Below are 26,169 nucleotides of genomic sequence, written 5' to 3'. Positions count from 1 at the left end.
GGGGCGGGCAACGTGGCGGACCCGGCGGAGTCGCCGCGGCGGGCGCGACGGCCCGGCCTGCCCGTGTCCGGCGCGGCACCGTAGCCCACGAGCGTGGGCACGCGGCCCTCGGACTCGGTGTCGCCGCCGTCGCCGCCCGCGCCCTCCACCGTGAAGGTCACGAGCGGGGCGCCGACCTCGAGGGTCTCCCCCTCGGAGCCGTGCAGGGTGGCCACCACGCCCGCGAACGGGCTGGACACCTCGACGACGGCCTTGGCCGTCTCCACGTCCGCGAGGACCTGGTTCACGGTGACGGCGTCGCCCTCGGCCACCCGCCAGGTGACGATCTCGGACTCGGTGAGGCCCTCGCCCAGGTCCGGCAGGCGGAAGGTCTTCTGGCTCATCGGGTCTCCTCCCCGGCGGTCTGGGCGGCGAGGAACTGCTCGGCGGTCTCCGGAGCGGCGAACGCGTCCACCGAGTCCAGCGAGTTGGGCCGGCCGAGGGCGCGGTCCACGCCGTCGAGGATGCGGTCCAGGTCCGGCAGATGCAGGTGCTCCAGCTTCGAGGGCGGGTAGGGCACGTCCATGCCGGTGACGCGCACGGGCGGCGCCTCCAGCCAGTGGAAGGCGCGCTCGGCGACCGTGGCCACGAGCTCCGCGCCGAGGCCGCCGGTGCGGGAGGCCTCGTGGGCCACCACGAGCCGGCCGGTGCGGCGCACCGAGGACTCCACGAGGCCCGTGTCCAACGGGGAGAGGCTGCGCAGGTCCACGACCTCGACCTCCACGCCCTCCTCGGCCGCCACCTCGGCGGCCTGCAGGGCGGTCTTCACGAGCGGGCCGTAGACCACCAGGGTGGCGTCGCGGCCCTCGCGCAGGATCTTGGCGGTGCTCATCGGCGGGATGTCCGCGTCCAGGTCCACCTCGCCCTTGTCGTGGTAGCGGCGCTTCGGCTCGAGGTAGACCACCGGGTCGTCCGAGGCGATCGCGGCGCGGATCAGGTCGTGGCCTTCCTGCGGGGAGGACGGGGAGACCACGCGCAGGCCCGGGGTGTGCAGGAAGTACGCCTCCGGCGACTCCGAGTGGTGCTCCGGGGAGCCGATGCCGCCGCCGAACGGGATGCGGATGGTCACCGGCATGGGCACGGCGCCGCGGGTGCGGGCGCGCAGCTTGGCCAGGTTCGCCACGATCTGGTCGAAGGCCGGGTACACGAAGCCGTCGAACTGGATCTCGACGACGGGCCGGTAGCCGCGCATGGCCAGGCCGATCGCGGTGCCCACGATGCCGGACTCCGCCAGCGGGGTGTCCAGGACGCGGTCCTCGCCGAACTCGTCCTGCAGGCCGTCGGTGATGCGGAAGACGCCGCCGAGGGCGCCGATGTCCTCGCCCATGAGCAGGACCTTGGGGTCGTCCGCCAGGGCACGGTGCAGGCCGCGGTTGATCGCGCGGCCGAAGGTCATGCGCTCGCTCACGCGCCCGCCTCCTCGTCGTCGAACTGCTGCAGGTAGAGGGCGTGCTCGCGGCGCTGGCGCTCCAGCTCCTGGTGCGGCTCGGCGTAGATCTCGTCGAAGAGGCGCTCCGCACCGTCCTCCACGAGCGACTCGAGGGCGCGGCGGACCTCCGCCGCCAGCTCGTCCGCCTCGGCCTGCGCCTGGGCGAGCACGGCGTCCACGTCCACGTCCAGGGTGCGCAGGTGCGCCTCCACGCGGGTCAGCGGGTCGCGGGCCTTCCAGGCCTCCAGCTCCGCGTCGTCGCGGTAGCGGGTGGGGTCGTCCGCGGTGGTGTGCGGGCCCATGCGGTAGGTGACGGCCTCGATGAAGGTGGGGCCGCCGCCGTCCGCCGCGCGCTCCACGGCGGCGCGGGTGGCGGCGAGGACGGCGAGGACGTCGTTGCCGTCCACCCGCAGGGATGGGATGCCGAAGCCCCACGGGCGGTCGGCGATGCTGCGGCGGGTCTGCAGCTTCACCGGCTCGGAGATGGCCCAGTGGTTGTTCTGGCAGAAGAAGACCACGGGCGAGCGGTAGGAGGCGCTGAAGACCATGGCCTCGTTGACGTCGCCCTGGCTCGTGGCGCCGTCGCCGAAGTAGACGATCGTGGCGGCGTCCGCCTGGTCGCGCTGGACGCCCATGGCGTAGCCGACCGCGTGCAGCGCCTGCGCGCCGATGATGATCTGCTGGGTGGCCACGCCGGTGGCCTTCGGGTCCCAGCCGGAGAAGGTGGAGCCGCGCCACACGCGCAGCAGGTCCAGGGCGGGCACGCCGCGCAACAGTGCCACGCCGTTCTCGCGGTAGGAGGGGAAGACGAAGTCGCCCTCGCGCAGGGCGACGGCGGAGCCCACCTGGGCGGCCTCCTGGCCCAGCAGCGGCGGCCACAGGGCCAGCTCGCCCTGGCGCTGCAGGTGCGTGGCTTCGATGTCCAGGCGCCGCACCACGGCCATTTGCCGATAGAGCGCGGCCAGGGCGTCGGCGTCGACGTCCTCGATCCACGGGTCCAGCTCGGGCTGCGCGTGGCGGCGGCCCTCGGCGTCGAGCACCTGGAGCATGGGCGCCTCGGCGGGCTCGCCGGGGGGCGGTGAGGCGGCGGCCTCGCCGCCGGCGGGACGGGTATGGTCCACGAGGGTCACAGGACTGCCTTCCGATCGTCGCCCACGGTGCGGGGCGAGGGTGACGTACGCATGCGCGCAGGGGTGGTTCGCGCGGCGTCTCGGTCGTGTGAGTGTACTCACACGCCTGTGATCGCCGCCACTCGGCCGGCCCGCACCGGGGGCCGCCGCACAGGGGTCAGGCGCGGCGCAGCAGCACGTCCACGGCGGCGTCCAGGTAGGCGTCCACCTGGCCCTCCTCGTAGCCCCGGTCCCCCTCGGCCTCCCCGAACGACGCGCGGCGCACGTCGTCCGCGGTGAGCCCGCCCCGCGCGTCGGGGGCGGCGGCGCCCTCGGCGCCTGCCAGGGTCACCCGCAGGCGGTCGACGAGCGCGTCCACCGCGTCCACGTCGTAGCTCGTCGCGTCCTCCCGGCTGGGGCGGCGGAAGCGCTCGGCCGGGGCGCGGTCTGCGCGCGCCACCAGCTCGGCCACCCGCTCCTCCAGGTCCGCGCTCCAGTCCTCGTCGCCGCGCTCGGAGACGAACGCCTCGCGCTCGGCGGCGGCCAGCTCGCCCTCGAGGCGGTCCAGCTCGTCGTCCACCTCGTCCGTGGCGTACCCGCCGTTGACCGTGGCGAAGCGGGCCTGGCGGACCTCGTCCGCGGTGAGCGGGGCGCCGCCCTCGCGGGCCTCCCGGGCCCGGGCGAGGAAGGCGTCCACGTGGGAGGTCTCGTAGCCGATCTCGTCCTGCTCGACGAGCTCGAAGGGCGGCTCGGCGTCCTGCGGGCGGCGGGTGGTCATGGGCGTCTCCTGCGGTGAGGGCCCCGGCGGGCGCCGGGGCGGGAGGGTGGATCAGGTGAGGGGCAGCGCGAGCACGGTGTAGGCCACCGGCGCGGCGAACACGAGGGAGTCCAGGCGGTCCATCACGCCGCCGTGTCCGGGCAGGGCGGAGGACATGTCCTTGATGCCGAGCTCGCGCTTGACCATGGACTCCGAGAAGTCGCCGGAGGTGGCCGCGGCCACCGTGGTCACGGCGAGGATCGCCCCCACCCACCACGGCTGGCCCACGAACAGGGGCACCGTCACCACGCCCACGAGCGCGGAGCCGGCGAGCGAGCCGGCCAGGCCCTCCCAGGACTTCTTGGGGCTGATGCGCGGGGCGATCGGGGTGCGCCCGAAGCGGTAGCCCACGATGTAGCCGAACGTGTCGTTCGAGACCACCATCAGCAGCGTGATCGCCACCAGCAGGTTGCCCCGGGGCTGGTCCAGCATCGCGACGGCGAAGGAGAGCAGGAACGGCGCCCACAGCACGATGAACACGCCGGCGAGCATGAACTGGCCCGTGGGCCGGTGGCGGGTGAGGGCCGTCCACACGGCCAGCAGCGCCAGGCACGCCGCCAGCGCCACGAACAGGGCGGGCACGCCCCACAGCCACGCGCTGACCGGCAGGGCCACGGCGGCCGCCCACAGCGGCGCCCGCGGCACCTGCAGGCCGATGCCGCGCACCGCCGTCGCGACCTCCGAGACCGCGCCGACCAGCAGCGCGACCACGAGCAGGACGAGCAGCCAGTCCAGCCACACCAGGCCCACGAGCGCGAGCACGAGCAGGCCCACCCCCACGAGGACGGCGGACTTGAGGTCGCGGCCGCCGCGCGGGGGCGCGGGCGTGCTGACGGCGGTGGTCATCGGGAGCGGCTCTGCGGGAGGATCAGACCTCCAGCAGCTCCTGCTCCTTGTTCTTGGCCATCTCCTCGATCAGGTCGACGTGCTTCTTGGTCATGGCGTCGAGGTCCTTCTCGCCGCGGGCGCCCTCGTCCTCGCCGACCTCGCCGTCCTTGACGGCCTTGTCCAGGGCGTCCTTGGCCTTGCGGCGGGCGTTGCGCACGGAGACCTTGTGCTCCTCCGCCTTGGACTTGACGAGCTTCACGTACTCCTTGCGGCGCTCCTCGGTGAGCTCCGGCATCACGACGCGGATGACCTTGCCGTCGTTGGACGGGTTGGCGCCCACCTCGGACTCAGACAGGGCCTTCTCGATGTTGCGCAGCGCCGACTGGTCGAAGGGCGTGATGAGCAGGGTGCGGGCGTCCGTGGTGGTGAAGGATGCCAGCTGCTGCAGCGGGGTGTAGGAGCCGTAGTAGTCGACCATCACCTTGGAGTACAGGCCCGGGTTGGCCCGGCCGGTGCGCACGGAGGCGAAGTCCTCGCGCGTGGCCTCGATGGTGCGGTCCATCTGCTCTTCGGCGGACTGCAGGGTCTCCTGGATCACGATGTCTCCTCGATGTGGTGGATCAGGTCTGCTCGCCATCCTACGCGGCGGGCCTCAGACGGTGACGGTGGTGCCGATCGGCTCGCCGAGCAGGGCGCGGGTCACGTTGCCCGGGCCCTCCATGCCGAACACTCGCATGTCCAGGTTGTTGTCCTTGCACATGGTCATGGCGGTCAGGTCCATCACGCGGATGTTGCGCAGCAGGGCCTCGTCGTACGTCAGGTGCGTGAGCAGCTCCGCGCTCGGGTCCTTCTTGGGGTCCGCGGTGTACACGCCGTCCACGCCGGACTTGGCCATGAGGACCTCGTCCGCACCGATCTCGAGGGCGCGCTGGGCGGCCACGGTGTCCGTGGAGAAGTAGGGCAGGCCGGTGCCGGCGCCGAAGACCACCACGCGGCCCTTCTGCATGTGGCGGATGGCGCGCAGCGGGATGTAGGACTCGGCGACCTGCTCCATGTGGATGGCCGACTGCACGCGGGTGGAGACGCCGGCCTGGATGAGGAAGTCCTGCAGGGCGAGGCAGTTCATCACGGTGCCGAGCATGCCCATGTAGTCAGCGCGCCGGCGGTCCATGCCGTTCTCGGACAGCTCCGCGCCTCGGAAGAAGTTGCCGCCGCCCACGACGATCGCGATCTCGACGCGGTCCGCGGCGACCGCGATCTGCTCGGCGATCCCGCGCACGGTCTCGGGGTCCACGCCGACCTTGCCGCCGCCGAACACCTCGCCGGAGAGCTTCAGCAGGACGCGACGGCGGCCCGTGTCGTCCGAGGTCTGGGGGACGTGGGCGGTCTTCGGGTCCTCGGGGGCGCGGTTCGTCTCCATGGGAGCTCCTCCTGGTCGGGGCGTGGGGTCGGGCCGGGGATGGGCGCGGGGCGCCGTCCGGAAGCGGACGCGACGACGGGGTGGCAGCCCGGGTGGGGCGGCCACCCCGTCATGCGGTGGTCGACGGCGCCTGGCGGCGCCGGTGCGGACCTGGGCTCGCCCCCGATCCTACGCCCACGCGGGGCGCGGACCGGGAGCGGCCGGTCCGGGTGCGGCGATCAGTTGCCGACGCGGAAGCGGGCGAACCCGGTGACCTTGGTGCCGGCGTCGGAGGCGACCTTGCCGACGGTCTGCTTCGGGTCCTTCGCGAACGGCTGGTCCTCGAGGACGATCTCCTTGAAGAAGCCGGTCAGGCGACCCTCGACGATCTTCGGCAGGGCCTGCTCCGGCTTGCCCTCGGCGCGAGCGGTCTCGTCGGCGATGCGACGCTCGTTCTCGACGGTCTCGGCCGGGACGTCCTCGCGGGAGAGGTACGTGGGCGAGTAGGCGGCGGTGTGCACGGCGATGTCGTGCGCGGCCGTCTTGGCCTCGGCGGAGTCGGCGTCGACGGCGAGCAGCACGCCCACCTGCGCCGGCAGGTCCTTGGAGGTCTTGTGCAGGTAGGCGTCCACCAGGGCACCCTCCACGCGGGCCAGGCGGCGCACGGCCACCTTCTCGCCCAGCAGCGCGCCCTCCTCGATCACGTGGTCGCCCAGGGTGCGGCCCTCGTGCTCGGAGGCCAGCAGCGACTCGACGTCGGCGGCGCCGGAGGCCACGGCGGCGCGGAGCACCACGTCGCCCAGGGTGATGAACTTCTCGGCCTTGGCCACGAAGTCGGTCTCGCAGTTGAGCTCGATCATGACGCCGACGCCGTTCTCGACGGTGGCGGCCACGAGGCCCTCGGCGGCGGAGCGGCCCTCGCGCTTGGTGGCGCCCTTGAGGCCCTTCACGCGGATGATCTCGATGGCCTTCTCGGCGTCGCCGTTGGCCTCGTCCAGAGCCTTCTTCACGTCCATCATGCCGGCGCCGGTGCGCTCGCGCAGGGCCTTGATGTCAGCAGCGGTGTAGTTCGCCATGCTCGTTCGGTCCTTCCCGTGGTGGGGTTCGTGCGGGATGTTCGGGGGGTCTGGTCCGGTCCGTCGGCCCGGCCCGGTGGGGCCGGGCCTACGGACCGGGCGGGATCACTCGGCCTGGGCGGGAGCCCCGGCGGAGGCCTCCTCGGCCTGGGCGGGAGCCTCGGCGGAGGCCTCCTCGGCCTGGGCCGGAGCCTCGGCGGGGGCCTCGGCCTGCTCGGCCTGCTGGGCGTTGTGCTGCTCGAGCAGCTCGCGCTCCCACTCGGCCATCGGCTCGGCGGCGGACTGGCCGGACTTGCCGCCCTGGCGGGCGATGAGACCCTCGGCCACGGCGTCGGCGACCACGCGGGTCAGCAGGTTGACGGAGCGGATCGCGTCGTCGTTGCCCGGGATCGGGTAGGTGACCTCGTCCGGATCGCAGTTGGTGTCCAGGATGGCGACCACCGGGATGCCGAGCTTCTTGGCCTCGTCGACGGCGAGGTGCTCCTTCTTGGTGTCCACGACCCACACGGCGGAGGGGGTCTTGGACATGTTGCGGATGCCGCCGAGGTTGGCCTGCAGCTTCTCCAGCTCACGGTTGAGGAGCAGCAGCTCCTTCTTGGTGAACTGCGAGCCGGCCACGTCCTCGAAGTCGATCTCCTCGAGCTCCTTCATGCGCTGCACGCGCTTGGAGACGGTGGAGAAGTTGGTCAGCATGCCGCCGAGCCAGCGGTGGTTCACGTAGGGCATGCCGACACGGCCGGCCTGCTCGGCGATGACCTCCTGGCCCTGCTTCTTGGTGCCGACGAAGAGGATGGTGCCGCCGTGGGCGACGGTCTCCTTGACGAACTCGTAGGCGCGGTCGATGTAGGACAGCGACTGCTGCAGGTCGATGATGTAGATGCCGTTGCGCTCGGTGAAGATGAAGCGCTTCATCTTGGGGTTCCAGCGGCGGGTCTGGTGGCCGAAGTGGACACCGGAGTCGAGGAGCTGGCGCATGGTCACGACGGGCATGACGTTCCCTTCTGTGGCAGCCGTGGCACCCCGCGCGGCGCGCGCGGGCGGTCTGCCGGTCGATTTCTTGACGGTTGGCGGCCGACCCGGTCGGGCGGCCCCTGGCATCGAGACGGCGGGCTGCCGGGCCCCACGAGCACCCGCGGCCGCACCCTCGCATGAGGAGGGCGGGCGAACACGGGACCGAGCGTGGGGGCTGGACCGCCGGGGCGGTCCACCGCGATGCGCGGAGTCGGCGTCCCGGGCACGGCACAGGGCCGGTCACAGGACACCGCTGAGGTGAATCCTACCCCAGGCCGGTCCGTGCTCCCGCCGCCCTGGAGGTCGACGCGGAGGCGGGGGTCGAGGCGGGAGTCGACGCCGGACCCGGGGGCGGGCCGAAGGTCGAGGTCGACTCCGGACCGGATGGCGCCGGCTCCTGCACAGGGGCCCGCCGGGCCGCCGTCGTCCACGGCCGCGCCGGGGGCCGCCCCGTCGGCGGTGCGCGCAGTCCAGGGTGGCGTCATGACCGCCCGCTCCCCCGCCCCGCGCCGAGCCGGCCCCGCCGCCGGCCCACATCGTCTCCTCGCCGTCCTGCTGCTCTGCGTGCTGGGGCTCGCACTCGCTTTCGCGCTCGGTCCCGGAATCGGGGCCGCGACCCCGTCGTCGATCCGGGCGGAGGACGGACCGACGGCGGACGCGCGGCTCGCCGTCGCCGCGACGCCGGCCCGGGCCTGGACCGCACCCGCGGCGGGCGTGCGGCCCGGCGACGTGCTCCGCCCCTTCGCCGCGCCGGAGCGCCCCTGGGGGCGCGGGCACCGGGGCGTGGACCTGGCCGTGTCGCCGGGCGCCGCGGTGCTCGCCCCGGCCGCCGGGACGGTGGTGTTCGCCGGGACCGTGGTGGACCGGCCCGTGGTGACCCTCGAGCACGCGGACGGCACGCGCAGCTCCCTGGAGCCGGTGGAGGCCGCGGCACCGGTGGGCGCCCGGCTCGAGCGCGGGGCGCCGCTGGGGACGGTGGCGGACGCGCCGGCGCACTGCGCCGTGCCGTGCGTGCACTGGGGCGTGCGCGTGCCGGACGGCTGGCGCTTCGGGGACGCGACGTTCGACCGCTACCTGGACCCGCTCGTGCTCATCGGCTGGAGCGGTCCCTCCGTCCTCTGGCCGCACGCGGCGCCTCCGCCCGCCGGGCCTGCCCCAGCTCGCGAGTGAGCTCCAGCAGGCGCCGCGCCGACTCGTCCCAGCTGAACCGCGCCGCCTGCGCGACGCCGGCCCGGGATGCCGCCGCGAACACGGCCGGGTCCTCGAGCTCGCGGACGCGGGCGGCCAGGGCGGCCGCACGGTCCCCCTCGAGGGGGACGCCGCGGAACGAGGGCGTGCCGTCGCCGGCGATCTCGCGGAAGATCGGCAGGTCCGAGCAGACCACCGGGGTGCCGTGGGCCATGGCCTCGGCCACGGGCAGGCCGAAGCCCTCCGCCCGGGAGAGCGTGACGGCGGCGGTCGCCCGGCGCAGCAGCCGCACGTACTCGGCCTCGTCCGTGCCGTCGTGGAAGACCACCTCGGCCCCGTCCTCGCCGACGGCGGCGCGGCGCGCCTCCAGCCGCTCCTGGAGCTGCGCGCGGCGGGCCGGGTCGATCCGGGAGAGCAGGTGCAGGGCGTAGCCGGGCAGCAGGGGCGCGGCGTCCACGAGGGACTCGACGTCCTTGTAGTCCATGAAGGAGCCCATGTAGAGGAGCGTCCGTTCCGGAGCCTCCTCCGGGTCCCGGGGCCGCGGGACCGGCTGCGCGGCGTTGGCGATCACGCGGACCGGGCGGCGGGTGAGCCGGTGCGCGGCGATGAGCTCCGCCGTCGTGCGGGAGACGGTGGCCACGGCGTCGGCGCGGTCTAGCAGGAGGCGCTGCGGCGTCATCGTCAGGTGGTAGGCGCGCCAGAGCCACCGGATGGGCTCCGGGAGGTTCTGCGGGGGCGTGCGGTGCTCGTAGTAGATCAGGTCGTGGAGCGTGAGGATCAGGGCGTGGCGCCGGCCCCAGGAGCCCATGGTCTGCATGGGCGAGAACACGACGTCCGGCCGCAGGCGAGCCATCTGGCGGGCCACGAACGGCTCTCGCGGGGACGTCGGCCCGGAGACGCGGTGCCACGGCACGCCCTTCGGCAGCAGCGCCAGCTGGCGCTCGTCCGAGATCAGCATGGCCACCTCGACGTCGACCCCCTCCCCCCGCTCGGCGGCGGCACGGTGCGCCACGGCCTCGGTCAGGCTGGCGCCGTAGCGGGAGATCCCGTCGTGGAAGTCGGTGCGCGTGTAGCGGGCGTCCATGAGGAGGCGCAGGGGGCGGGAGGGGTTCACCCTCCCCACGCTAGCGCCGCGGCGCGCCCGATCCGGCAGGGCGGGCCACGGCAGCACGGCGAGGCGCTACAGTGTGACGCGGCCCATATTCGGGACGGCTCCGCGCCCGTCGTGCGCGCCGCTCCCATCTCGCGTGGGCCCGTGCGCGACCCACGCCCGCCCACGCGGTCTCCCCGCTGGCGGCCATGCCACAACGCTCGCGAAAGCTCAATCACAGGAACCTGGGCGCCACCCGAATGTAATGTTGCGTTTGGGTAACGGTCGTGTATCTTCGGTCACGGATCGGTTACGGCCGGTCCGGAACCGGGGCTTCCTCCTCGCTCTCGCGATCCCGGTCTTCAGCACTGTTCACCACTCGCACCAGCGGTCCGGCATCGTTCCGGGCAACGCCCCCGAGGCCTCGTCCTCACGGGCCGCCGGTCCTGTCCGGGAAGAAGATCCGATGTCCGTGACCTCCTCGCGCGCCGCCTCCCGCCGCGCCCCCCGCACCGCCGCCGCCTCCCTCGCCCTCGCCCTCGGCGCGGGCGCCCTGGCCGGCGTCGGCTCGGTGACCGCGGCCGAGACGGCCCAGGCCGTCGAGACCACCTACACCGTCCGCGCCGGCGACGGCTGGTGGGTCATCTCCCAGCGCACCGGCGTGTCCATGTCCACGCTGCAGTCCATCAACGGGATGACCTCGGCGACCATGCTCCACCCGGGCATGGTCCTGAAGACCTCCGGCACCGCCGCCCCCTCGGCCTCCACCTACACCGTGCTCGCGGGCGACGGCTGGTGGATCATCTCCTACCGCACCGGCGTCTCCGCCTCCGTGCTGCAGTCGATCAACGGCATGACCTCCTCGACCATGCTCCACCCGGGCATGGTGCTGAAGACCTCCGTGGTCGCCTCCTCCGCCCCGGCGCCGGCCCCGGCCCCCGTGACCAACGGCAAGCAGGCCGCCGTCGACTTCGTGCGCTCCAAGGTGCAGAACCCGTCCTCGTACTACCTGTGGGGCGGCAACGGCCCGTACGGCTTCGACTGCTCCGGCCTCACCCAGCAGGCCATGGCCAAGGCCGGCATCTCCATCCCCCGCCGCGCCGGCGACCAGTACAACGCCGCCAAGTCCTACGTGCCGATCTCCCAGGCCCAGCCCGGCGACCTGGTGTTCTACGCGAACCAGTCCACCGGCCGCATCTACCACGTGGCCATGTACATGGGCGGCGGCCAGCTGGCCCACGCCCTCAACGAGGACGCCGGCCTGGTGTTCACCTCGACGACCATCATGAAGTCCGACATGCTCGCGGTGGCCGCCCGCTACTGAGCCCCCGGACACGACGACGGCCCCCGGCCCGCGCTGCTGACGCGCGGACCGGGGGCCGCTCTGTCTGCCGGCGCCGGTTCGAGCCGGAGGCCCCCGCCCGGACCCCGGCTCCCGCGGGAGCGACGGAATCCGCCCGGATCGACGGAAATGGCCGGGATCGACGGCCGTTCCGTCGATCCTGCGCATTCTTGTCGATCCGAAGGAGAACGAGCTCTCGAGACACGCCCTCGGAAAAGCCATGAGCCGGGCCGTCGCTGACACGGCGACGGCCCGGCTCATGCCCTCTGTAGGGCGTGCGGGACTTGAACCCGCGACCCAGGGATTATGAGTCCCCTGCTCTGACCGACTGAGCTAACGCCCCTCCGCCCGCGCGCTCGCGGGCCCGCCCCATCCTACCGACGGAGGCGCCGCGGCCGCGGAGCCTCAGAGCAGCTCGCGCACCTCGGCAGGGGTGGCGCCCCGGTACAGCCGCTCGAAGACGTCCACGGTCTTCTGCGCGGAGTGGTGCATCGCCTTGGCGTGGGAGGCCTCCCCCATGGCGGCGCGCTCGGCCTCGGGCAGGTCCAGGATGCGGGCGACCCGCTCGGCGAGGGCCACGTGGTCCCCCGGCGGGAACAGATGGCCGTTGACGCCCTCGTCCACGAGGTGCGGCAGGGCCAGGGCGTCGGCGAGCACCACGGGGGTGGAGGCGCTGAGCGCCTCGAGGGTCACGAGGGACTGCAGCTCGGCGGTGCCCGGCTGGCAGAACACGTCCGCGCGCAGGTAGGCGGCGCGCAGCTCCTCCTCGGAGACGTGGCCGCGCAGCAGGACGCGGTCGGCCACGCCCTCCGAGTCCACCGCGGCGCGGATGCGGTCGCGCTGCTCGCCGTCGCCGACGATCTCCGCGTGGACGTCGAGGTCCGGCCGGACGCGGGCCAGGTGGGCGATCGCGCGGATCAGCACCTCCACGTTCTTCTCCACGGCCAGGCGGCCCACGAAGAGCACCACGGGATGCCCCGGATGGTCCACGGTCTCGCCGGGCTGCAGCTCGTAGGCCGCGGCGTCGATGCCGTTGGACACCGGCAGCACGTTGTCCAGGCCCGCGTGCTCGGCCATGGCGCGGGCGGCCAGGGCCGTGGGGGTGGTGACGGCGGCTCCCTTGCCCATCAGCCGGCCCATGTCCCGCCAGGAGACCCGGGAGACGATGTCCAGGAACCACTGCGGGAACGGCAGGAACGGCTCGAGGTTCTCGGGCATGAAGTGGTTCGTGGAGACGATCCGGATGCGCCGTCGCTCGGCCTCGTTGATGGCGGCCTCGCCCACCATGTAGTGGCACTGCACGTGCACCACGTCCGGCTGGACCTCGCGGTAGATGCGGCGGAAGGCCGCCTTGGCGTGCCAGGGCATCACGAGGCGGTAGTACTCGTGCGTGGGGGCCGGGATGGCGCGCAGCAGGTGGACGGTGGCCTCGGGGCGCTCCTCCACGGTGTCGGGGCCGGCCTCCCCGCGGGGCATGACCACGTGCACCTCGTGGCCGCGCGCGTGCAGGGCCGTGGCGAGGCGGTGGCAGAAGGTGGCGGCCCCGTTCACGTGCGGCGGGTACGTGTCCGCCGCGATCAGCACCTTGAGGGGGCGGTCGGCGGCGGTCCCGGGGCGGTCGGACACGGAGGTCCCTCCTGTTGTCGGCGGTGACGGGGCGCGCGGCGGCGGACGCGGCGCGGCTCCCACGGTAGCAACCGCGGGGCGGGCGTCCGCGCGCGGGGGACGACGTCGTCCCGCAGTCCGGACGCCCCGCTCGGTCCTCGGCGCTCGGCTCTCGGCCCAGCGCCGGGCGCCCCGGGCCCGCGGCTCAGGCGCCCTGGGCCAGGCGGGCGCGGCGGTCGCGAGGGTCGACGCCGGCGGCCCGCAGCTCGCGGGCCTTGCGGACGGCGCGCACGAGGTAGTCCACGGCGGCCACCACGTGGAGGACGCAGCCGGCCCCGACGAGCACGAGGGCGAGCCCGCCCCACAGGTCCTGGTCCACCCCGGGGACGCGGGCGAGCAGCAGCAGCGGGGTGCCCGCCAGCAGCAGGGCGGTGCGCACCTTGCCCAACACCGTGACCTTCAGGTCCGGGCTGCCGCCGAAGAGGCGCAGGCACACGAGGGTCAGCACCACGTCCGGGATCAGGATGGAGAGCACGAGCCAGGCCGGGGCGATGCCGGTGAGCACGAACGTCAGGGCCACCGTCACGAGCGAGAGCCGGTCCGCCACGGGGTCCAGCCAGCGGCCCACCGTGGAGATCATGTCGAAGCGCCGGGCGATGTACCCGTCCACCCAGTCGGTGCTGGAGAGGAACGCGAGCGTGAGGAACGCCGCGAGGCACTGGTCGGTGACGGTGAGCCACACGAAGACGGGCACGAGGGCGAGCCGGACCAGCGTGATGACGTTCGGGACGGTGAGCCAGGTGTCCCGCACCCGGTACTCGTGGCCCTCGCGCAGGCCGACGTCGATCAGGCGCATGCCGCTCTCCTCGGTGTCCGCGGGCCGGCGCACGCGCGCGTCGGCCCGGTGTCCACCCTACCGACGACGAGGCCCCGATCCGTGCGGATCGGGGCCTCGTGGGCCGCCCTGAGGGGCGGGGCGGGAGGGCGGCGGCCCTCCCGGGCGGGCTCATCGGCGGCGCAGGCGGCCGGCCAGGGCGAGGAACGCGGCGGAGGAGGCGCCCAGCAGCGCGAGCGGCTGCCAGTTGTCCTTCACGTAGTCCTCGGCCTCGGCGGCCTTCTCGCCGGCGCGGGCGGCGCCGGTGAAGGGGGCGGTCTGGTCCGTGGCGTGGGCGGTCTGCGGGGTCACGCCGCGGCCCTTGCGCTGGGCGGCGAAGGCGGCGAGCTGGCCCTTGACGCTGGTCTTCTCCTCCAGGCCGGAGCGGATGTCGCCCAGGTGGCGGCGGCGCAGGTCGGCCCGACGGCGGATCTCGGCCTCGGAGGCCTCGTCGCGGTCCGGGTGGGGAGCGGCCTCGCCGTTCTTGCGGGCCTTCTTGTTCTCCTCCTTCTCGACCTTCTTGCGCTCCTCGGCGCGCTTCGCCTCGACGCGCTTGGCCTCGGCGCGCTCCGCCTTGAGGCGGTCGTACTCGGCCGGGTCGAAGGCGTTGCCCTCCTTGAGGTAGCCGAGGTCGTACTCGAGGTTGCGCACGGTCTCCTGCGGCACGAGGGGCATCGCGCCCTTGACCATGGAGAGGCCGATGCCGGCGAAGATCGCGCCGAGCACGAGGAACGCCGCCGCGACCATCAGGGCCGGGAACCAGAACGTGGGATCGGCGAAGGCGCCGATGAGGGCGACCACGAGGGCCACCACCATGAGGGCGAGGAAGAACAGGCCCACCACGGTGACGCCCGCGCCGATGCCGGCCTTCTTGCCCTTGGCGGCCACGTGGCCCTTGGCGAGCGCGAGCTCGTCCTTCACCTGCAGGGGCAGCAGGCGCACGACGGCGCCGAGCAGGTCGCTCAGGGAGCTCGCGCGGGTCTGCGCGGTCACCGGGGCGGCGGGACGCGGCGCGCGGGCCTTCAGCGCGTCGGCGGGAGGGGCCTGATGGGACATGGGTTCATGCCTTCCGTGTCGTGCATGGACAGATGCGAGGCCCGAGCCGCGCGGCGGACGCCGGGCATTCAGGTTTCAAACTATCACCGGCTCGTCCCCGAGGGGACGGGCCGGGCGCCCCGGGCGGGCGCGGGATCAGAACTCGATGGTGGCCGGGTCCGGACCGATGCGGCCGTCCTCGCGGTCGAGGGCGTCGATGCGGGCGACCTCGTCCTCGGTCAGCTCCACGTCCGCCGCGGCGAGGTTGGAGACGATCCGCTCGGAGGTGACGGACTTGGGGATCACCACGAAGCCCTTGGCCAGGTGCCAGGCGATGACGACCTGGGCCGGCGTCGCGCCGTGGGCCTCGGCGATCGCGGTGATCTCCGGGTCCTCGAGCAGCTCGCCGCCCTGGCCGAGCGGGGACCAGGACTCGTGGAGGATGCCGTGGCGCTCCTCCACCTCGCGCAGCTCGCGCTGCTGCCAGTACGGGTGGGTCTCCACCTGGTGGATGACGGGCACCACGCCGGTGGCCTCGATGATCTCCTCGAGCTGCTCCGCCGGGAAGTTGGAGACGCCGATGGAGCGCACCTTGCCCTGGCGCTGGGCCTCGATGAGGGCCTTCCAGGTGTCCACGTAGCGGCCCTGGGTCGGCTTGGCCCAGTGGATGAGCCACAGGTCCACGTAGTCGGTGCCGAGCTTGCCGAGGGACTCCTCGAGGGCCGCGAGCGCCTCGTCGTACCCGTGGGCGGAGTTCCACACCTTGGTGGTGATGAACAGCTCCTCGCGCGGCACGCCCGCGGCGGCGACGGCGCGGCCCACGCCCTCCTCGTTGCCGTAGATCGCGGCGGTGTCGATGTGGCGGTAGCCGGCGCGGATCGCCTGGGCGACGACGTCGGCGGCCACCTCGTCCTCGACGCGCCACACGCCGTAGCCGAGCTGCGGGATGGACTGGCCGTCGTGGAACGGGACGGTGGGGACGGAGGTCATGGGTGTGCTCCTGAGGGGTCGGGGTCGTGTGTATGCGCAGGCGACTCTACGACGCCGGGGCCTCGTCGGTCCCGACGTCGGCGACGGTGCGCCGCCGTCGGGAGCCGCGTGGCGTCACGGGGTGGGGGTGCCGCCGTTGGCGTTGAGGGTCTCGCCGTTCACGTAGCTGGACTCGCCGGAGGCGAGGAACACGTAGGCGGGGGCCATCTCCACGGGCTGGCCGCCGCGGCCGGTGGGGGTGTCGTGGCCGAACACCGGCAGCTTCTCCTTCGGCTGGCCGTAGGACACCTGCAGCACGGACCACACGGGCCCGGGGGCCACGGCGTTGACGCGGATGCCGCGCTCCCCCAGCTGCTGGGCCAGGCCCTTGGTGAAGTTGTTGATGGCGGCCTTCGTGGCGGCGTAGTCCAGGATCATCGGGTTCGGGTTGTACGCCTGCACCGAGGTGGTGTTGATGATGGTGCTGCCCGGGCCCATGTGGGTGAGCGCGGCGCGCGAGAGCGTGAACATGGACAGGATGTTCACCTGGAACGTCTCGAGCACCTGCTGGTCCGTGAGGTCCTCGAGGGACTCGGAGATGATCTGCTTGCCGGCGTTGTTCACGAGGATGTCCAGGCCACCGAGGGCGGTCGCGGCCTCCTCCACGAGCCCCTCGCGGTAGCCGGCGTCCATGAGGTCGCCGGGCAGCGCGACGGCGGTGCGCCCGGCCGCCTCGATCGCGGCCAGGACGCGGTCCGCGTCCGGCTGCTCCTCGGGCAGGTATGCGATGGCGACGTCGGCGCCCTCGCGGGCGTAGGCGACGGCGACGGCCGCCCCGATGCCCGAGTCGCCGCCGGTGATCAGCGCCTTGCGCCCTTCGAGGCGGCCGAGCCCCCGGTACGAGTCCAGGCCGATGTCCGGCACCGGCTCGGTCTTCCCGTCCAGGCCCGGCTCCTCCTGGCGCTGCTCGGGCGCGTCGAGCTTCGGGTGGCGGGTGCGGGGGTCGTCGTGGGCCAGCTGCGAGTCCTGCACGGGGATCGCGGCGGCGGCGTCCTTCTTCTCCGGGGTGGTCATGGTCCCCGACGCTACGCGGAGCGCACCCGGTGCCGGCAAGGGACGGGGCGCGCCGCCGTCGTCGGGGCCGGTGCGCGGGGCGGCGCCGGACGGCGCGGGGAGGCGGAGGCTCAGCGGGAGGCGCGCAGCCCGCGCAGGGCGCCGCGGTGCTGGAGGACGTGCAGGTCCCAGCGGGCGCTGAGCCCCTCGAAGATCCCGATGCCGCGGCGCGAGTTGCCGCGCTCGTCCAGGCGGGGCGACCACGTGGCGATCCCCAGCGCGCCGGGGACCGCGCCGAGCAGCGCTCCCGAGACCCCGGACTTGGCGGGCACGCCGACCTCGGCCACCCACTGGCCCGTGGCGTCGTACATCCCGCACGTGAGCATCACGGACATGGTCTGCTGGGCCACCCACTCGTCCAGGACCCGCTCCCCCGTCACCGGGTTGGTGCCGCCGGCCGCCAGGGTGGCGCCCATGACCGCGAGCTGGGGCGCGGTGACCGTCACCGAGCACTGGGCCAGGTAGCCGGCCACGGCCTCGCGGGCGGAGACGGGCAGCTGGCCGGCGGCGGCGAGCAGGTGGGCGAGGCCGAGGTTGCGGTCCGCGCGGGTGCGCTCGGCGTCGAGCACGTCCTGGGAGACCTGGAGCTCGGCGCCCGCGAGCGCGCTGTAGCGGCGCACCAGCAGGGCCACCCGCTCCTCGTGGTCCCCCGCGGGCAGCAGGGCGTGCGCCATGATGGCGCCGGCGTTGATCAGCGGGTTGTAGGGGCGGCCGTCGTCGTGCAGGGACAGGTGGTTGAACGCCTCGCCGGAGGGCTCCACGCCCACCCACTCGAGCACCGCGTCCAGGCCGACCTCCTGGAGCACCACCGCGTAGGTGAGAGCCTTGGAGACGGACTGCAGCGCGAACGCGTGGTCCGTCTCCCCGGCGGCGGCCTGGTGCCCGTCCACCGTGCACACGGCGGCGGCCAACCCGTCCACGTGCTGCCCGGCGACGTCCTCGAGGTAGTCCGAGGGCTCACCCCGGCGGTCGGACTCCACCTCGGCGAGCATCGCGCGCAGGTCGTCGTCGAGTCGCGTGGTGTCCATGGGGTCGGCGTCCATGCGGTCAGCGTAGCGAGGCGCCCGGCCCGGTCAGCCCGAGACGGGCAGCACGCGCCGGAACAGGTCCGTCAGCGTCACCACGCCCACGGTGCGACCCTCGGAGGTGACCACGGCCAGCTGCCGGCCCGCGGCCCGCATGGCCGAGGAGGCCTCGTGCAACGCGGTGTCCACGGGCAGGGTCAGCGCCTCCTGCACGAGCGGGGCCACGGGCTCGCGGGGGCCCAGCACCATGGTGTCCCGCACGTGCACGACGCCGGGGACGCCGTCGTCGGGGCCGGCGGCCGGACGCACCAGGATGCGCAGGTGGCCCGAAGCCACCGAGGCGGCCTGGACGTCCTCGACGGTGGCGTCCGCCGGCACGGTCACGAGGTCCCGCGGCGGCGAGACGAGGTCCCCCACCGTGGCGTCCTGCAGGTCCAGGGCACCGGAGATCTGGCCGTGGGCCTGCTCGTCCAGCGCGCCGGAGGAGGCGGAGTGCTCCACGAGCTGCCGGATGGACTCGGCGTCGTGCCCGCCCACGGCCGCGCGGTCCGTGGGGGTCACGCCGCTGGCAGCCACCAGCCGGTTGGCCACGTCGTTGGCGAAGGCCAGCAGGGGACGCACCGCCCACACGTAGGCACGGGCCGGGCCCGCCACGGCCTTGGCCGCGAACTCGGGGTGGGCGATGGCCCAGGACTTCGGCGCCATCTCCCCCACCACCAGGTGCAGGAAGGTCACCAGCAGCAGGGACAGGAAGAACGAGGCCGTCCCGGCGACGGCGGCCGGCAGACCCCAGCCGGTGAGCACCGGTCCCAGCCACGCGTCCACCGCGGGCTTGGTGATGGCGCCGAGCGCGAAGGTGGCGAGCGTGATGCCCAGCTGCGCACCGGCCAGCATGATGGTCAGCTCGTCCACGCTGCGCAGGGCGGCGCGGGCCGCGCGGCTCGTGCCGGCCTCGGCCTCCAGCCGGTGGCGGCGTGCGGCGAGCAGGGAGAACTCCATGATCACGAAGAGGGCGCTGAGCACGATCAGCGCGATCGTGGCGAGGATGACGAACACGGGGCTCTGGGTCATCGGGGGTCCTCCTCGGTCTCGTCCTCGCGCGGGGTCTCCACGAGGTGCACCTCGACGTCGGCGGGCACGTGCCGCTCGACGCGGCGGACGTCCACCTCGAGGCGGCGGTCGTAGAGCACGTCGCCGCCGTAGTCGCGGGTGTCCTCGGGCAGGTCCACGGCCACGCGCTCGCCCTCCTCCGGGAGGCGGCCGAGCGACTCGATGAGCAGGCCGGAGACGGTCTCCGCCTCACCCTCGGGCAGCGGGTGGCCGATCGCGCGCTCGAGCTCGTCCAGGTGGACGTCCCCGCGCAGCGCCCACGACTCGCCGACGACGACAGGCACGATCTCCTCGTGCGCCTCGTCGTCGTGCTCGTCGCGCAGGTCGCCGACCAGCTCCTCCGCCAGGTCCTCGAGGGTGAGCACGCCGACGAAGCCGCCGTGCTCGTCGATGACGCAGGCGAGCTGGTCGTCGGCGTCGTCGAGGGCGCGGGTGACGTCCGGCAGGGGCATCACGGTGGGCACCACGGTGGCCGGGCGCATCACGTCCGTGACGAGCAGGTCCGGGGCGGGCGCGTGGCCCAGGGCCAGCACGTCCTGCAGGTGCACGACGCCGAGGGGCTGGTGGTCCGCGGAGATCACCGGGTACCGGGTGTGGGCCGCGGCCATCAGGGCGCGGACCTCGGCGACGGTGGTCTCGGGGCCGACCTCGTCGGTCTGGGAGCGCGGGACCATGGCGTGCTCGGCGTCGCGCTCGGGGAAGTCGAGGATGCGGTCCAGGAGCACGGAGAGCTCGGCCGGCAGCGTGCCGCTGTCCCGGGAGTCCTCCACGATCCGGTCCAGGTCCTGGGCTGTGGCGGTGGAGTCGACGTCGTGCACCGGCTCGATGCGCAGCAGGCGCAGCAGGGCCTCGGCGGACTTATCGAAGACCCAGATGAGCCAGCCGAAGAGGGCGAGGTAGACCTGGGTGGGCCGGGCGAGGGCACGGGCCAGGGGGTCCGGGTTCGCGATGGCCAGGTTCTTGGGGTACAGCTCGCCGATGATCATCTGGACCACCGTGGCCACGAGCAGCACGCCCACGGTGGACACGGCGATCACCACGGACGCGGGGATCGCGGTGCCGCCGAGCAGCTGGGTGAGGGCCTCGCCGACCATGGGCTCGGCCACGTAGCCGACCAGCAGGCCGGTGACCGTGATGCCGAGCTGGGCGCCCGAGAGCATGAAGGAGGTGCGCCGGGTGACGGCGAGCGCGCGCCGCGCGGCCTCGTCCCCGTTCTCTGCCGCGGCGGCCAGGCGCACCCGGTCCACGGACATGTAGGCGAACTCCTGGGCCACGAAGAAGCCGTTGGCCAGGATGATCACGAGGATGACGACGACGCCGAGGATCAGCAGGAGGATCGGGTCCACGAGGTGCTCACCTCCGCGCGGGCGTCGGCGCGGTGCGGCGTGGCGGTGCGTCTGTCAGGGTCGGCGGGGCCGGAATTCGGCTCGGCTCGGCTCATCAGGCTCGTTGGCTCCTGCGGGTCGGGGGAGGCAACAGCCTGACCGACGCATGGATGAAGCGTCAAGGGGTGCGGGACGGGGATGCGTTCGGGGGCTTGGGCGGGCGCGTGAGGCCGGGCGACGGCGCCGGCGGCTCAGTCGCGTGCGGCGGGGGCGCCGCGGGTCAGCACGTGCAGGAGGAATCCCAGCGACGCCGCCGCGCCCAGGTGGAGGCCGACGGCGCGGAACGGGTCGATGCCGGAGGGCAGGTTCGTCAGGAGGAAGGCAAGGGCCAGCAGGAACCAGAGGAAGGACGTCGAGCCGTTCCGATCGGCGGCGTGGACCCCAGATCCCTGCCGCAGGATGCCGCGCACGCCTTTGGCCCACGGGGTTCTGTCCAGACTTTTGCCCACTCTCAGAACCCTTCCCGTGTGTGAGTCGCAGCGGTAAATGGCGTGGTTCTCGCGGCGTTTAGTGGCCGATGAGCAATGCCTGCCGTGGCGGAGAGCGGCGATATGCCATCGCCCGCAGACGCCGAGCCTTGCGTTCCTTGTATGCCGATGACGGGTGGTTCAGTTTTCGGCGGCTTGTTCGCTGAGCAAAGCCGAGGGGGGCGCGGCCAGCGGGCCGGCCGTGGTGCGGAAGGACTGGAGCATGTAGCCACCGAACCGGCGCCATTCGCCTGGTGCGCGGCGGACTTCCGCTTGGAAGAGTTCGGTGCCCGCATCCGCTGACAGGAACACGTCGCTGAAGGCGAGATCGGTGGCCTGCTGTTCGAGGATGAATAGCACCAGTCGCGGAACGCCTCCGAGGGATGTTCCTTCGCCCGGGCTGCGGCTTCTTCCGTCCGTCGGCGTAGCGGCGCACCAGGGTCTGTCACAGGGGGGCGTCGCAGGCGACGCTCATGATCTCCATATCTTCCACAGGTCGTAGGCCCCGGACGAGGCCACACGCCCGTTTACCGGAGACCAGCGACCGTCCTCTGCCCGCCAGGGCCGGAACGCAGAGCAGTCGAGTCCCAGGTCCGCAAGGTGCCGATGCCCATGGTCAGGACACACCTGGTGTTCCTCCGAGGCCCTGACGCCCCTTGCGCAGCCCGAGCTCGTAGGAGGTGAAGGCGATCAGTGTGACGGCCACCAGCGGGAGGACGAACCAGACCATGACGGCGGTGAAGCCTTCCAGCGCGTCGTGCGCGGTGGCGGCCAGGACGACGTAACCCGTATAGGCCAGATACAGGGCCACGAACAGGGCACCTTCCCAGCGGGCCACCGCGAAGCCGGTGAACGTGACAGGCAGCAGGGCGAGGGCGGCGGTGAGCATCACCGGGATGTCGAAGGCCACCGCGGCGCTCGAGACCGGGATGCCGCCAGAAGCGACCAGCGCGGGCAGTCCAAGCACCACCCCGATGTTGAAGATGTTGCTGCCCACCACGTTGCCCACGGCCAGATCACGTTCGCCACGGCGCACCGCGATGATCGAGGTCGCCAGCTCCGGCAGGGACGTCCCGACCGCCACCACGGTCAACCCGACCACCAGGCTGCTCACGCCTAAAGTGGTGGCGATGCTCACCGCCCCCTCGACCAGCAGCGTCGCGCCGCCCACCAACAGGACGACCCCCAGCGCCACGAGCAGAAGCGACCTGCCGGTCGAAGCGGGAGACGGCTCCTCGCCCTCACCGGCAGCGTCGGGGACGGACGCGCCACTGGATGACCCTGCCCCGTGGACCGGGGACTTCGCCTCGCGCCGGCTGATGACGACGGTCAACACCACGTGCGCCACCACCGCGCAGAACAGGATCAGCCCCTCGACCGCGCTGATCCGCCCGTCGAGGGACACGAGCAGCAACCCGACCGACAGAGCCACCATTAAAGGCAGGTCGAAACGTACCAGCCGTTGCCTCACGATCAGGGGAATGACTAGGGCGGAGAGCCCGAGGATGAGCAGGACGTTGACGATGTTGCTGCCGACCACGTTGCCCACGGCTAACCCGGGTTCATCGCGCAGGACCGCGCCGATGGTGACTGCCAGCTCCGGTGCCGAGGTGGCGGCCGAGACCACCGTCAGCCCGACCACCAGGGAAGAAATGCCCACCCGCCGGGCCAGGGCCGAGGCCCCGCGCACCAGAAGCTCTCCGCCCAGTATCAGCAATACCAGCCCAGCAACGATCCGTCCCACGTCCAGAAGGTCCATGGGCAGGAGTCTACGGACCACGCCGGACGATTCGTTCGGCGTATCGCGCGAATGCCCCGCAAACGAAGCATTCCGCTACAAAGTCAGCCCCCGGCGAACTACGAGCTCGTGCTGCGCCGCACCGCTGAGGAGCCCAACGCGATGTGGCAGGCCGACCACACCGTGCTGGACATCATCGTCCTGGCCGCGAACGGAAAGCCCGCCCGGCCCTGGCTCACGGTCGTGCTCGATGACTGTTCCAGGACGGTGTGCGGCTACGCCATGTTCCTCGGGCTGCACTCCCATCCTCACAATCGTAGCGGGTGACCAAGCCCCACCATTGCTTGTCGCCCAGCACCGCTGCCGGCCCTAGGGCGTGTTGCTAAAGGGTTCCAAGGGTCGATGCCTCAGTCTTGAGGGATGTCGCGTGACGTGATCTCAGACGAGGTCTGGGCCGTGATCGGCCCACTGCTCCCGGAAGCGAAGACCACCGGGCGCCCGCCCGTGGATCGGCGCACGGTCGTGGAGGCCACCGCTTGGCGGTTCCGCACCGGGGCGCCGTGGCGGGATCTGCCCGAGAGGTTCGGGAACTGGAACACGATCTACAAGAACTTCAACCGGTGGGCTGCCCAGGGCGTGTGGGAGCAGGTGCTGGAGAAGACCCAGTCCATGGCGCAGGCGGCCGGGGAACTGGACTGGGTCGCCTCAATCGATTCCACGATCGTGCGCGTCCATCAGCACGGTGCGACCCTGCCCCGCACCACAGGGGGCCTGGATGAACTACAAGAAATCAGGGGACGAGCCGGCTGATCATGCGATCGGACGTTCCCGTGGTGGTCTGACGACGAAGAATCATCTGGTGTGTGATGGCAAGGGGAGGGCTCTGGCGTTCGTGGTGACCGGTGGCCAGGTCGCGGATACCTCGATGCTGACCACCACGCTGGAGCAGATCAGCGTTGCCGGGGCCCGTGGCCGGCCCAGGACACGCCCGCAGAGGCTGATCGCGGACAAGGGCTACCCCTCGAAGGCGAACCGGGCTTGGCTGCGCCGGCATGGCATCGCGGCCACGATCCCCGAGCGGGCCGACCAGATCGCGCACCGGCGCAGACGCCCGGGCCGGCCGATCGACTTCACCGAAGACCAGCGCCAGCGCTACCGGGGCCGCAATGTCGTGGAGCGGTGCTTCAACCGGCTCAAGCAGTGGCGAGGGATCGCGATGCGCTCGGACAAGTACGCCCGGAACTATCACGCCGGGCTCAGTCTCTCCGCGACGCTCCACTGGCTAGCGACCATCCTTTAGCAACACGCCCTAGGCGGAATTCGACCTGCCCGGACATCCGCTTGGAAAGACCGTCCGGGGTGAGACCGGCCAGTGCCGCTGCGCGGGCCTGGGTTAGGTCTCGTCTACTGATTTCGGCTGCCAGGTTCGACCTGACGCAACGGGTGTGATTGCTCATGGCCCACACTGTATGCGCTGTACGCATATCTGCCCAGCCCTCGCCTTGCGGTCATCGCAACTTTTTTTCTCTGACCTTGTGCGCCGTTCGCCTGAGCCATAGGGTCTTGCCCATGACGAACTCGAACGAGGAGAGCGGCTCGGATTTCAATTCGATGGTCGCCGCAGAGGTGCGTGCTTGGCTCGCCCGCTCCGGCAAACGCCAGGCAGACCTAGCAGCGGCGCTCGGCGTCTCACAGAGCGGCATCTCACACCGGCTTCGCGCGCGGGTGGCCTTTACGTTGGAGGAGCTGGCCACCATCGCGGAGGTCTTCGACATCACGCTCGCGGAACTGCTCGGCCCGGTCATCCTCCAGGCACGAAGAAGCCCCCGCACCGACATGGTCGGTGCAGGGGCTTCGCCTCGAGGATCTGCCTCTCGGCAGCTCCCCCGGCTGGACTCGAACCAGCAACCCTTCGATTAACAGTCGAATGCTCTGCCAATTGAGCTACGGGGGAATGCGGTTCGAACGACCTGGGCCGCTCGGACAACGGATGGAACTCTACCAGAGCCCCCTCCCGGCGCGCCACTCGACCTCGCGGACCCGTCCGGCACCGCGCCGTCCGGCGCACGCGAGCCCTGTCCTCACCCCCCTCTCATCTGCCTACGGTCCTATGGAGTCCTCACCAGGAGACCCAACGGATGACCAAGGAGCGCACGACCATGAACGCCACCTCCATCGCCCGCAAGACCGCCCTCACCGGGACCGGCCTCCTCGCCGCCCTCGCCCTCGCCGCCTGCGGCACGGCCGACGACGACACCGCCGCGAACCCCCAGGAGTCCGCGGTGCAGCAGTCCCCGACGCAAGCCGCCACCACGGCCCCGGCCGGTGACGACAACGACGACCGCGACGACGCCTCGGGCTCGGCCTCCACCTCCCCCGCCGCCGCCTCCGGCTCGGTCGAGCGCCAGGGCGACGACCCGGCCTACGCCGCGATCGACGAGATCCTCGGCCTGCACGGTGACGGCGTCATCGTGGAGATGGACCTGGACGACGACGACGCGAAGTGGGAGGTCGACGTCGTGGTCGGCGATGACGTCAAGGAGTACGACGTCACCACCGACGGCCAGGTCAGCGAGGGCGTCCGCCCGCAGATCGACGACGACGTCCGCCGCGCCGGCGAGGCCCAGGTGACCGCCGAGACCGCCATCAGCACCGCCCTCCAGGGCCGCACGGACCAGACCGTGGACGAGGTCGACCTCGACGAGGAGGACGGCACCCTCGCCTGGAAGGTCGAGCTGGACCGCGAGAACGGCGAGGACGGCGCCGAGGTCAAGATCGACGCGAAGACCGGCGACGTGATCGAGGTCGAGGAGGGCTGACCCTCCCGTCTGCCGAGCATCCGCGCCCCGGCGCCCGTCGGCGTCGAGCACACTGAGCACCCTCGCCCGCGCGGCGAGGGTGCTCAGTCGTCTGCGCGCAGGGCCCGGCGGCGCGCCTCGAGCTCCATGAGCTCGCTGTTGAGCGCCGTGAACTCGGCCGGGTCGCCGTGGGGGCCCAGCCGCTGGAGCCGGCCGAGCAGCTCCTCCTTGCGGTGCACGATCTGCAGGGCGAAGAGCCGGTTCATGATGTCCCGGCAGTACCGGTCCACGTCCGCGGGGGTGCGGGCGGGCAGGTCCCGCACGGCCAGCTCGGAGACGACGCCGGCCACCTCCTGGGGGACCGCGTCCCGCACGGCGTCCACCCAGCGCTGCGGGGTGGCTCCGGAGGAGCCGGCCACCTTCACCCCGTGGTGCACCGCCGCGTACTGCGGGATGGTGAACCGGGCCGCGTAGAGGGCGGTCCACTGCTCGGCGGAGAGCAGGGTGGGGTGCTGCAGCACCACCTCGAGGGACTCACGCTCGCGCCGGGCCACGGGGTCGCGCGGGTCCACCGGGACCAACACCTGCGGCGCCGGGGCGGCCGCCTCCCCGTGCCGCCCCTGCGGGCCCACCGAGGGCCCCTCGGGCGAGGAGCCCCGGCCCTGACCCCGGCCCTGGTCCGGCTCCGGACCGCGCTCGGGCTCGGACCCGCCGCCGCGCCG

At 72.7% G+C, this 26,169-nt stretch carries 27 protein-coding genes, 2 tRNA genes and 1 pseudogene; 6 read left to right on the top strand and 24 right to left on the bottom strand.

From position 1 onward, the window contains the following. From NWP10_RS03640 to rpsB, 9 genes are all read right to left on the bottom strand, one after another. On the bottom strand, window positions 1–383 hold a 383-nt coding region (locus NWP10_RS03640), incomplete at its 3' end, for a biotin/lipoyl-containing protein (protein WP_309137691.1). Further along, window positions 380–1,435 (bottom strand): alpha-ketoacid dehydrogenase subunit beta, encoded by a 1,056-nt coding sequence (locus NWP10_RS03635; protein WP_051039985.1) that lies wholly within the window; start codon window positions 1,433–1,435, stop codon window positions 380–382. The genes NWP10_RS03635 and NWP10_RS03640, both read right to left, overlap by 4 nt. 8 nt (window positions 1,436–1,443) lie before the next feature. Further along, window positions 1,444–2,598 carry a pyruvate dehydrogenase (acetyl-transferring) E1 component subunit alpha gene (pdhA, locus tag NWP10_RS03630; RefSeq protein WP_258299915.1) on the bottom strand — a complete coding sequence of 385 codons (1,155 nt, stop codon included), beginning with the start codon at window positions 2,596–2,598 and terminating at the stop codon, window positions 1,444–1,446. Between the two features lie 157 nt (window positions 2,599–2,755). After that, window positions 2,756–3,355 (bottom strand): DivIVA domain-containing protein, encoded by a 600-nt coding sequence (locus tag NWP10_RS03625; RefSeq protein ID WP_017488771.1) that lies wholly within the window; start codon window positions 3,353–3,355, stop codon window positions 2,756–2,758. Between the two features lie 51 nt (window positions 3,356–3,406). Then, window positions 3,407–4,240, bottom strand: coding sequence for a phosphatidate cytidylyltransferase (locus NWP10_RS03620; RefSeq protein WP_258299914.1), 834 nt, complete (start codon window positions 4,238–4,240; stop codon window positions 3,407–3,409). Window positions 4,241–4,262: 22 nt separating this feature from the next. Beyond that, a complete protein-coding gene (frr, locus tag NWP10_RS03615) occupies window positions 4,263–4,820 on the bottom strand; it encodes a ribosome recycling factor (protein WP_017488769.1) in 558 nt (185 codons plus the stop codon). A gap of 54 nt (window positions 4,821–4,874) precedes the next feature. Next, window positions 4,875–5,642: a UMP kinase gene (gene pyrH, locus NWP10_RS03610; protein WP_026106909.1), complete on the bottom strand. Its 768-nt coding sequence runs from the start codon at window positions 5,640–5,642 to the stop codon at window positions 4,875–4,877. Window positions 5,643–5,860: 218 nt separating this feature from the next. Further along, window positions 5,861–6,697: a translation elongation factor Ts gene (gene tsf, locus NWP10_RS03605; protein ID WP_017488768.1), complete on the bottom strand. Its 837-nt coding sequence runs from the start codon at window positions 6,695–6,697 to the stop codon at window positions 5,861–5,863. A 105-nt stretch (window positions 6,698–6,802) separates the two neighbouring features. Beyond that, entirely contained in the window at window positions 6,803–7,687 is an 885-nt protein-coding gene (gene rpsB, locus NWP10_RS03600; protein WP_258299912.1) for a 30S ribosomal protein S2, read from the bottom strand. A 504-nt stretch (window positions 7,688–8,191) separates the two neighbouring features. Here rpsB and NWP10_RS03595 point away from each other — a divergent pair. Then, a complete protein-coding gene (locus NWP10_RS03595) occupies window positions 8,192–8,878 on the top strand; it encodes a M23 family metallopeptidase (protein ID WP_258299911.1) in 687 nt (228 codons plus the stop codon). Here the strand turns inward: NWP10_RS03595 and NWP10_RS03590 are convergent. Then, a complete protein-coding gene (locus NWP10_RS03590) occupies window positions 8,799–10,010 on the bottom strand; it encodes a glycosyltransferase family 1 protein (RefSeq protein WP_258299910.1) in 1,212 nt (403 codons plus the stop codon). The genes NWP10_RS03595 and NWP10_RS03590 overlap by 80 nt on opposite strands. Before the next feature lie 442 nt (window positions 10,011–10,452). Between NWP10_RS03590 and NWP10_RS03585 the strand changes: the two genes are divergently transcribed. Further along, window positions 10,453–11,310, top strand: coding sequence for a C40 family peptidase (locus NWP10_RS03585; protein ID WP_258299909.1), 858 nt, complete (start codon window positions 10,453–10,455; stop codon window positions 11,308–11,310). A gap of 287 nt (window positions 11,311–11,597) precedes the next feature. On the opposite strand, the gene NWP10_RS03580 is transcribed toward NWP10_RS03585, so the two are convergent. From NWP10_RS03580 to NWP10_RS03525, 12 genes are all read right to left on the bottom strand, one after another. Further along, a tRNA-Ile gene (locus NWP10_RS03580) sits at window positions 11,598–11,671 on the bottom strand. Between the two features lie 62 nt (window positions 11,672–11,733). Further along, window positions 11,734–12,954 carry a glycosyltransferase gene (locus NWP10_RS03575; protein ID WP_258299908.1) on the bottom strand — a complete coding sequence of 407 codons (1,221 nt, stop codon included), beginning with the start codon at window positions 12,952–12,954 and terminating at the stop codon, window positions 11,734–11,736. Window positions 12,955–13,138: 184 nt separating this feature from the next. Further along, the gene (locus tag NWP10_RS03570) at window positions 13,139–13,789 is read right to left on the bottom strand and encodes a CDP-alcohol phosphatidyltransferase family protein (protein WP_017489343.1); all 651 of its coding nucleotides are present in this window, start codon (window positions 13,787–13,789) and stop codon (window positions 13,139–13,141) included. Between the two features lie 150 nt (window positions 13,790–13,939). Next, a complete protein-coding gene (locus NWP10_RS03565) occupies window positions 13,940–14,863 on the bottom strand; it encodes a phage holin family protein (RefSeq protein ID WP_158492869.1) in 924 nt (307 codons plus the stop codon). A gap of 135 nt (window positions 14,864–14,998) precedes the next feature. Continuing rightward, window positions 14,999–15,832: an aldo/keto reductase gene (locus NWP10_RS03560; RefSeq protein ID WP_017489341.1), complete on the bottom strand. Its 834-nt coding sequence runs from the start codon at window positions 15,830–15,832 to the stop codon at window positions 14,999–15,001. Between the two features lie 114 nt (window positions 15,833–15,946). Beyond that, window positions 15,947–16,885, bottom strand: a complete 939-nt coding sequence (locus tag NWP10_RS03555; protein ID WP_309137690.1) for an SDR family oxidoreductase — start codon at window positions 16,883–16,885, stop codon at window positions 15,947–15,949. A 110-nt stretch (window positions 16,886–16,995) separates the two neighbouring features. Further along, window positions 16,996–17,967 (bottom strand): glutaminase A, encoded by a 972-nt coding sequence (gene glsA, locus NWP10_RS03550; protein WP_258299907.1) that lies wholly within the window; start codon window positions 17,965–17,967, stop codon window positions 16,996–16,998. Between the two features lie 30 nt (window positions 17,968–17,997). Continuing rightward, window positions 17,998–19,020, bottom strand: coding sequence for a hemolysin family protein (locus tag NWP10_RS03545; protein ID WP_248192763.1), 1,023 nt, complete (start codon window positions 19,018–19,020; stop codon window positions 17,998–18,000). Then, a complete protein-coding gene (locus NWP10_RS03540; protein ID WP_017489336.1) occupies window positions 19,017–20,405 on the bottom strand; it encodes a hemolysin family protein in 1,389 nt (462 codons plus the stop codon). Before NWP10_RS03540 ends, NWP10_RS03545 begins: the two co-directional genes overlap by 4 nt. Window positions 20,406–20,635: 230 nt before the next feature. Next, a complete protein-coding gene (locus NWP10_RS03535; RefSeq protein WP_017489335.1) occupies window positions 20,636–20,854 on the bottom strand; it encodes a hypothetical protein in 219 nt (72 codons plus the stop codon). Between the two features lie 198 nt (window positions 20,855–21,052). Then, a complete protein-coding gene (locus NWP10_RS03530) occupies window positions 21,053–21,271 on the bottom strand; it encodes a hypothetical protein (protein ID WP_017489334.1) in 219 nt (72 codons plus the stop codon). A gap of 256 nt (window positions 21,272–21,527) precedes the next feature. Next, window positions 21,528–22,670 carry a calcium/sodium antiporter gene (locus NWP10_RS03525; RefSeq protein WP_017489333.1) on the bottom strand — a complete coding sequence of 381 codons (1,143 nt, stop codon included), beginning with the start codon at window positions 22,668–22,670 and terminating at the stop codon, window positions 21,528–21,530. A 51-nt stretch (window positions 22,671–22,721) separates the two neighbouring features. Here NWP10_RS03525 and NWP10_RS03520 point away from each other — a divergent pair, with 51 nt between their 5' ends. The 3 genes from NWP10_RS03520 (at window position 22,722) to NWP10_RS12480 (ending at window position 24,569) form a co-directional block, all read left to right on the top strand. Further along, window positions 22,722–22,976 (top strand): hypothetical protein, encoded by a 255-nt coding sequence (locus NWP10_RS03520; protein ID WP_199897099.1) that lies wholly within the window; start codon window positions 22,722–22,724, stop codon window positions 22,974–22,976. A gap of 93 nt (window positions 22,977–23,069) precedes the next feature. Further along, a protein-coding gene (locus NWP10_RS03515) for an IS5 family transposase (protein ID WP_234404123.1) occupies window positions 23,070–23,949 on the top strand; the annotation gives its coding sequence in 2 pieces (ribosomal slippage) (window positions 23,070–23,414 and window positions 23,416–23,949; 879 coding nt in all). Window positions 23,950–24,104: 155 nt separating this feature from the next. Continuing rightward, window positions 24,105–24,569: a helix-turn-helix domain-containing protein gene (locus NWP10_RS12480; protein ID WP_375162463.1), complete on the top strand. Its 465-nt coding sequence runs from the start codon at window positions 24,105–24,107 to the stop codon at window positions 24,567–24,569. Here NWP10_RS12480 and NWP10_RS03510 read toward each other — a convergent pair. Next, window positions 24,531–24,603 (bottom strand) — tRNA-Asn (locus NWP10_RS03510). The genes NWP10_RS12480 and NWP10_RS03510 overlap by 39 nt on opposite strands. Window positions 24,604–24,808: 205 nt before the next feature. On the opposite strand from NWP10_RS03510, the gene NWP10_RS03505 reads away from it, so the two are divergent. Beyond that, the gene (locus NWP10_RS03505) at window positions 24,809–25,468 is read left to right on the top strand and encodes a PepSY domain-containing protein (RefSeq protein ID WP_258299906.1); all 660 of its coding nucleotides are present in this window, start codon (window positions 24,809–24,811) and stop codon (window positions 25,466–25,468) included. A gap of 83 nt (window positions 25,469–25,551) precedes the next feature. On the opposite strand, the pseudogene NWP10_RS03500 reads toward NWP10_RS03505, so the two are convergent. Beyond that, window positions 25,552–26,169: pseudogene (locus NWP10_RS03500) on the bottom strand (DNA primase); the annotation flags it as partial.

Source organism: Micrococcus sp. HG099 (assembly GCF_024723355.1).
Classification (GTDB): Bacteria; Actinomycetota; Actinomycetes; order Actinomycetales; family Micrococcaceae; genus Micrococcus; species Micrococcus endophyticus.
The sequence above is the reverse complement of the archived record's forward strand: the minus strand, read 5'-3'. Positions and strand labels throughout refer to the sequence as shown.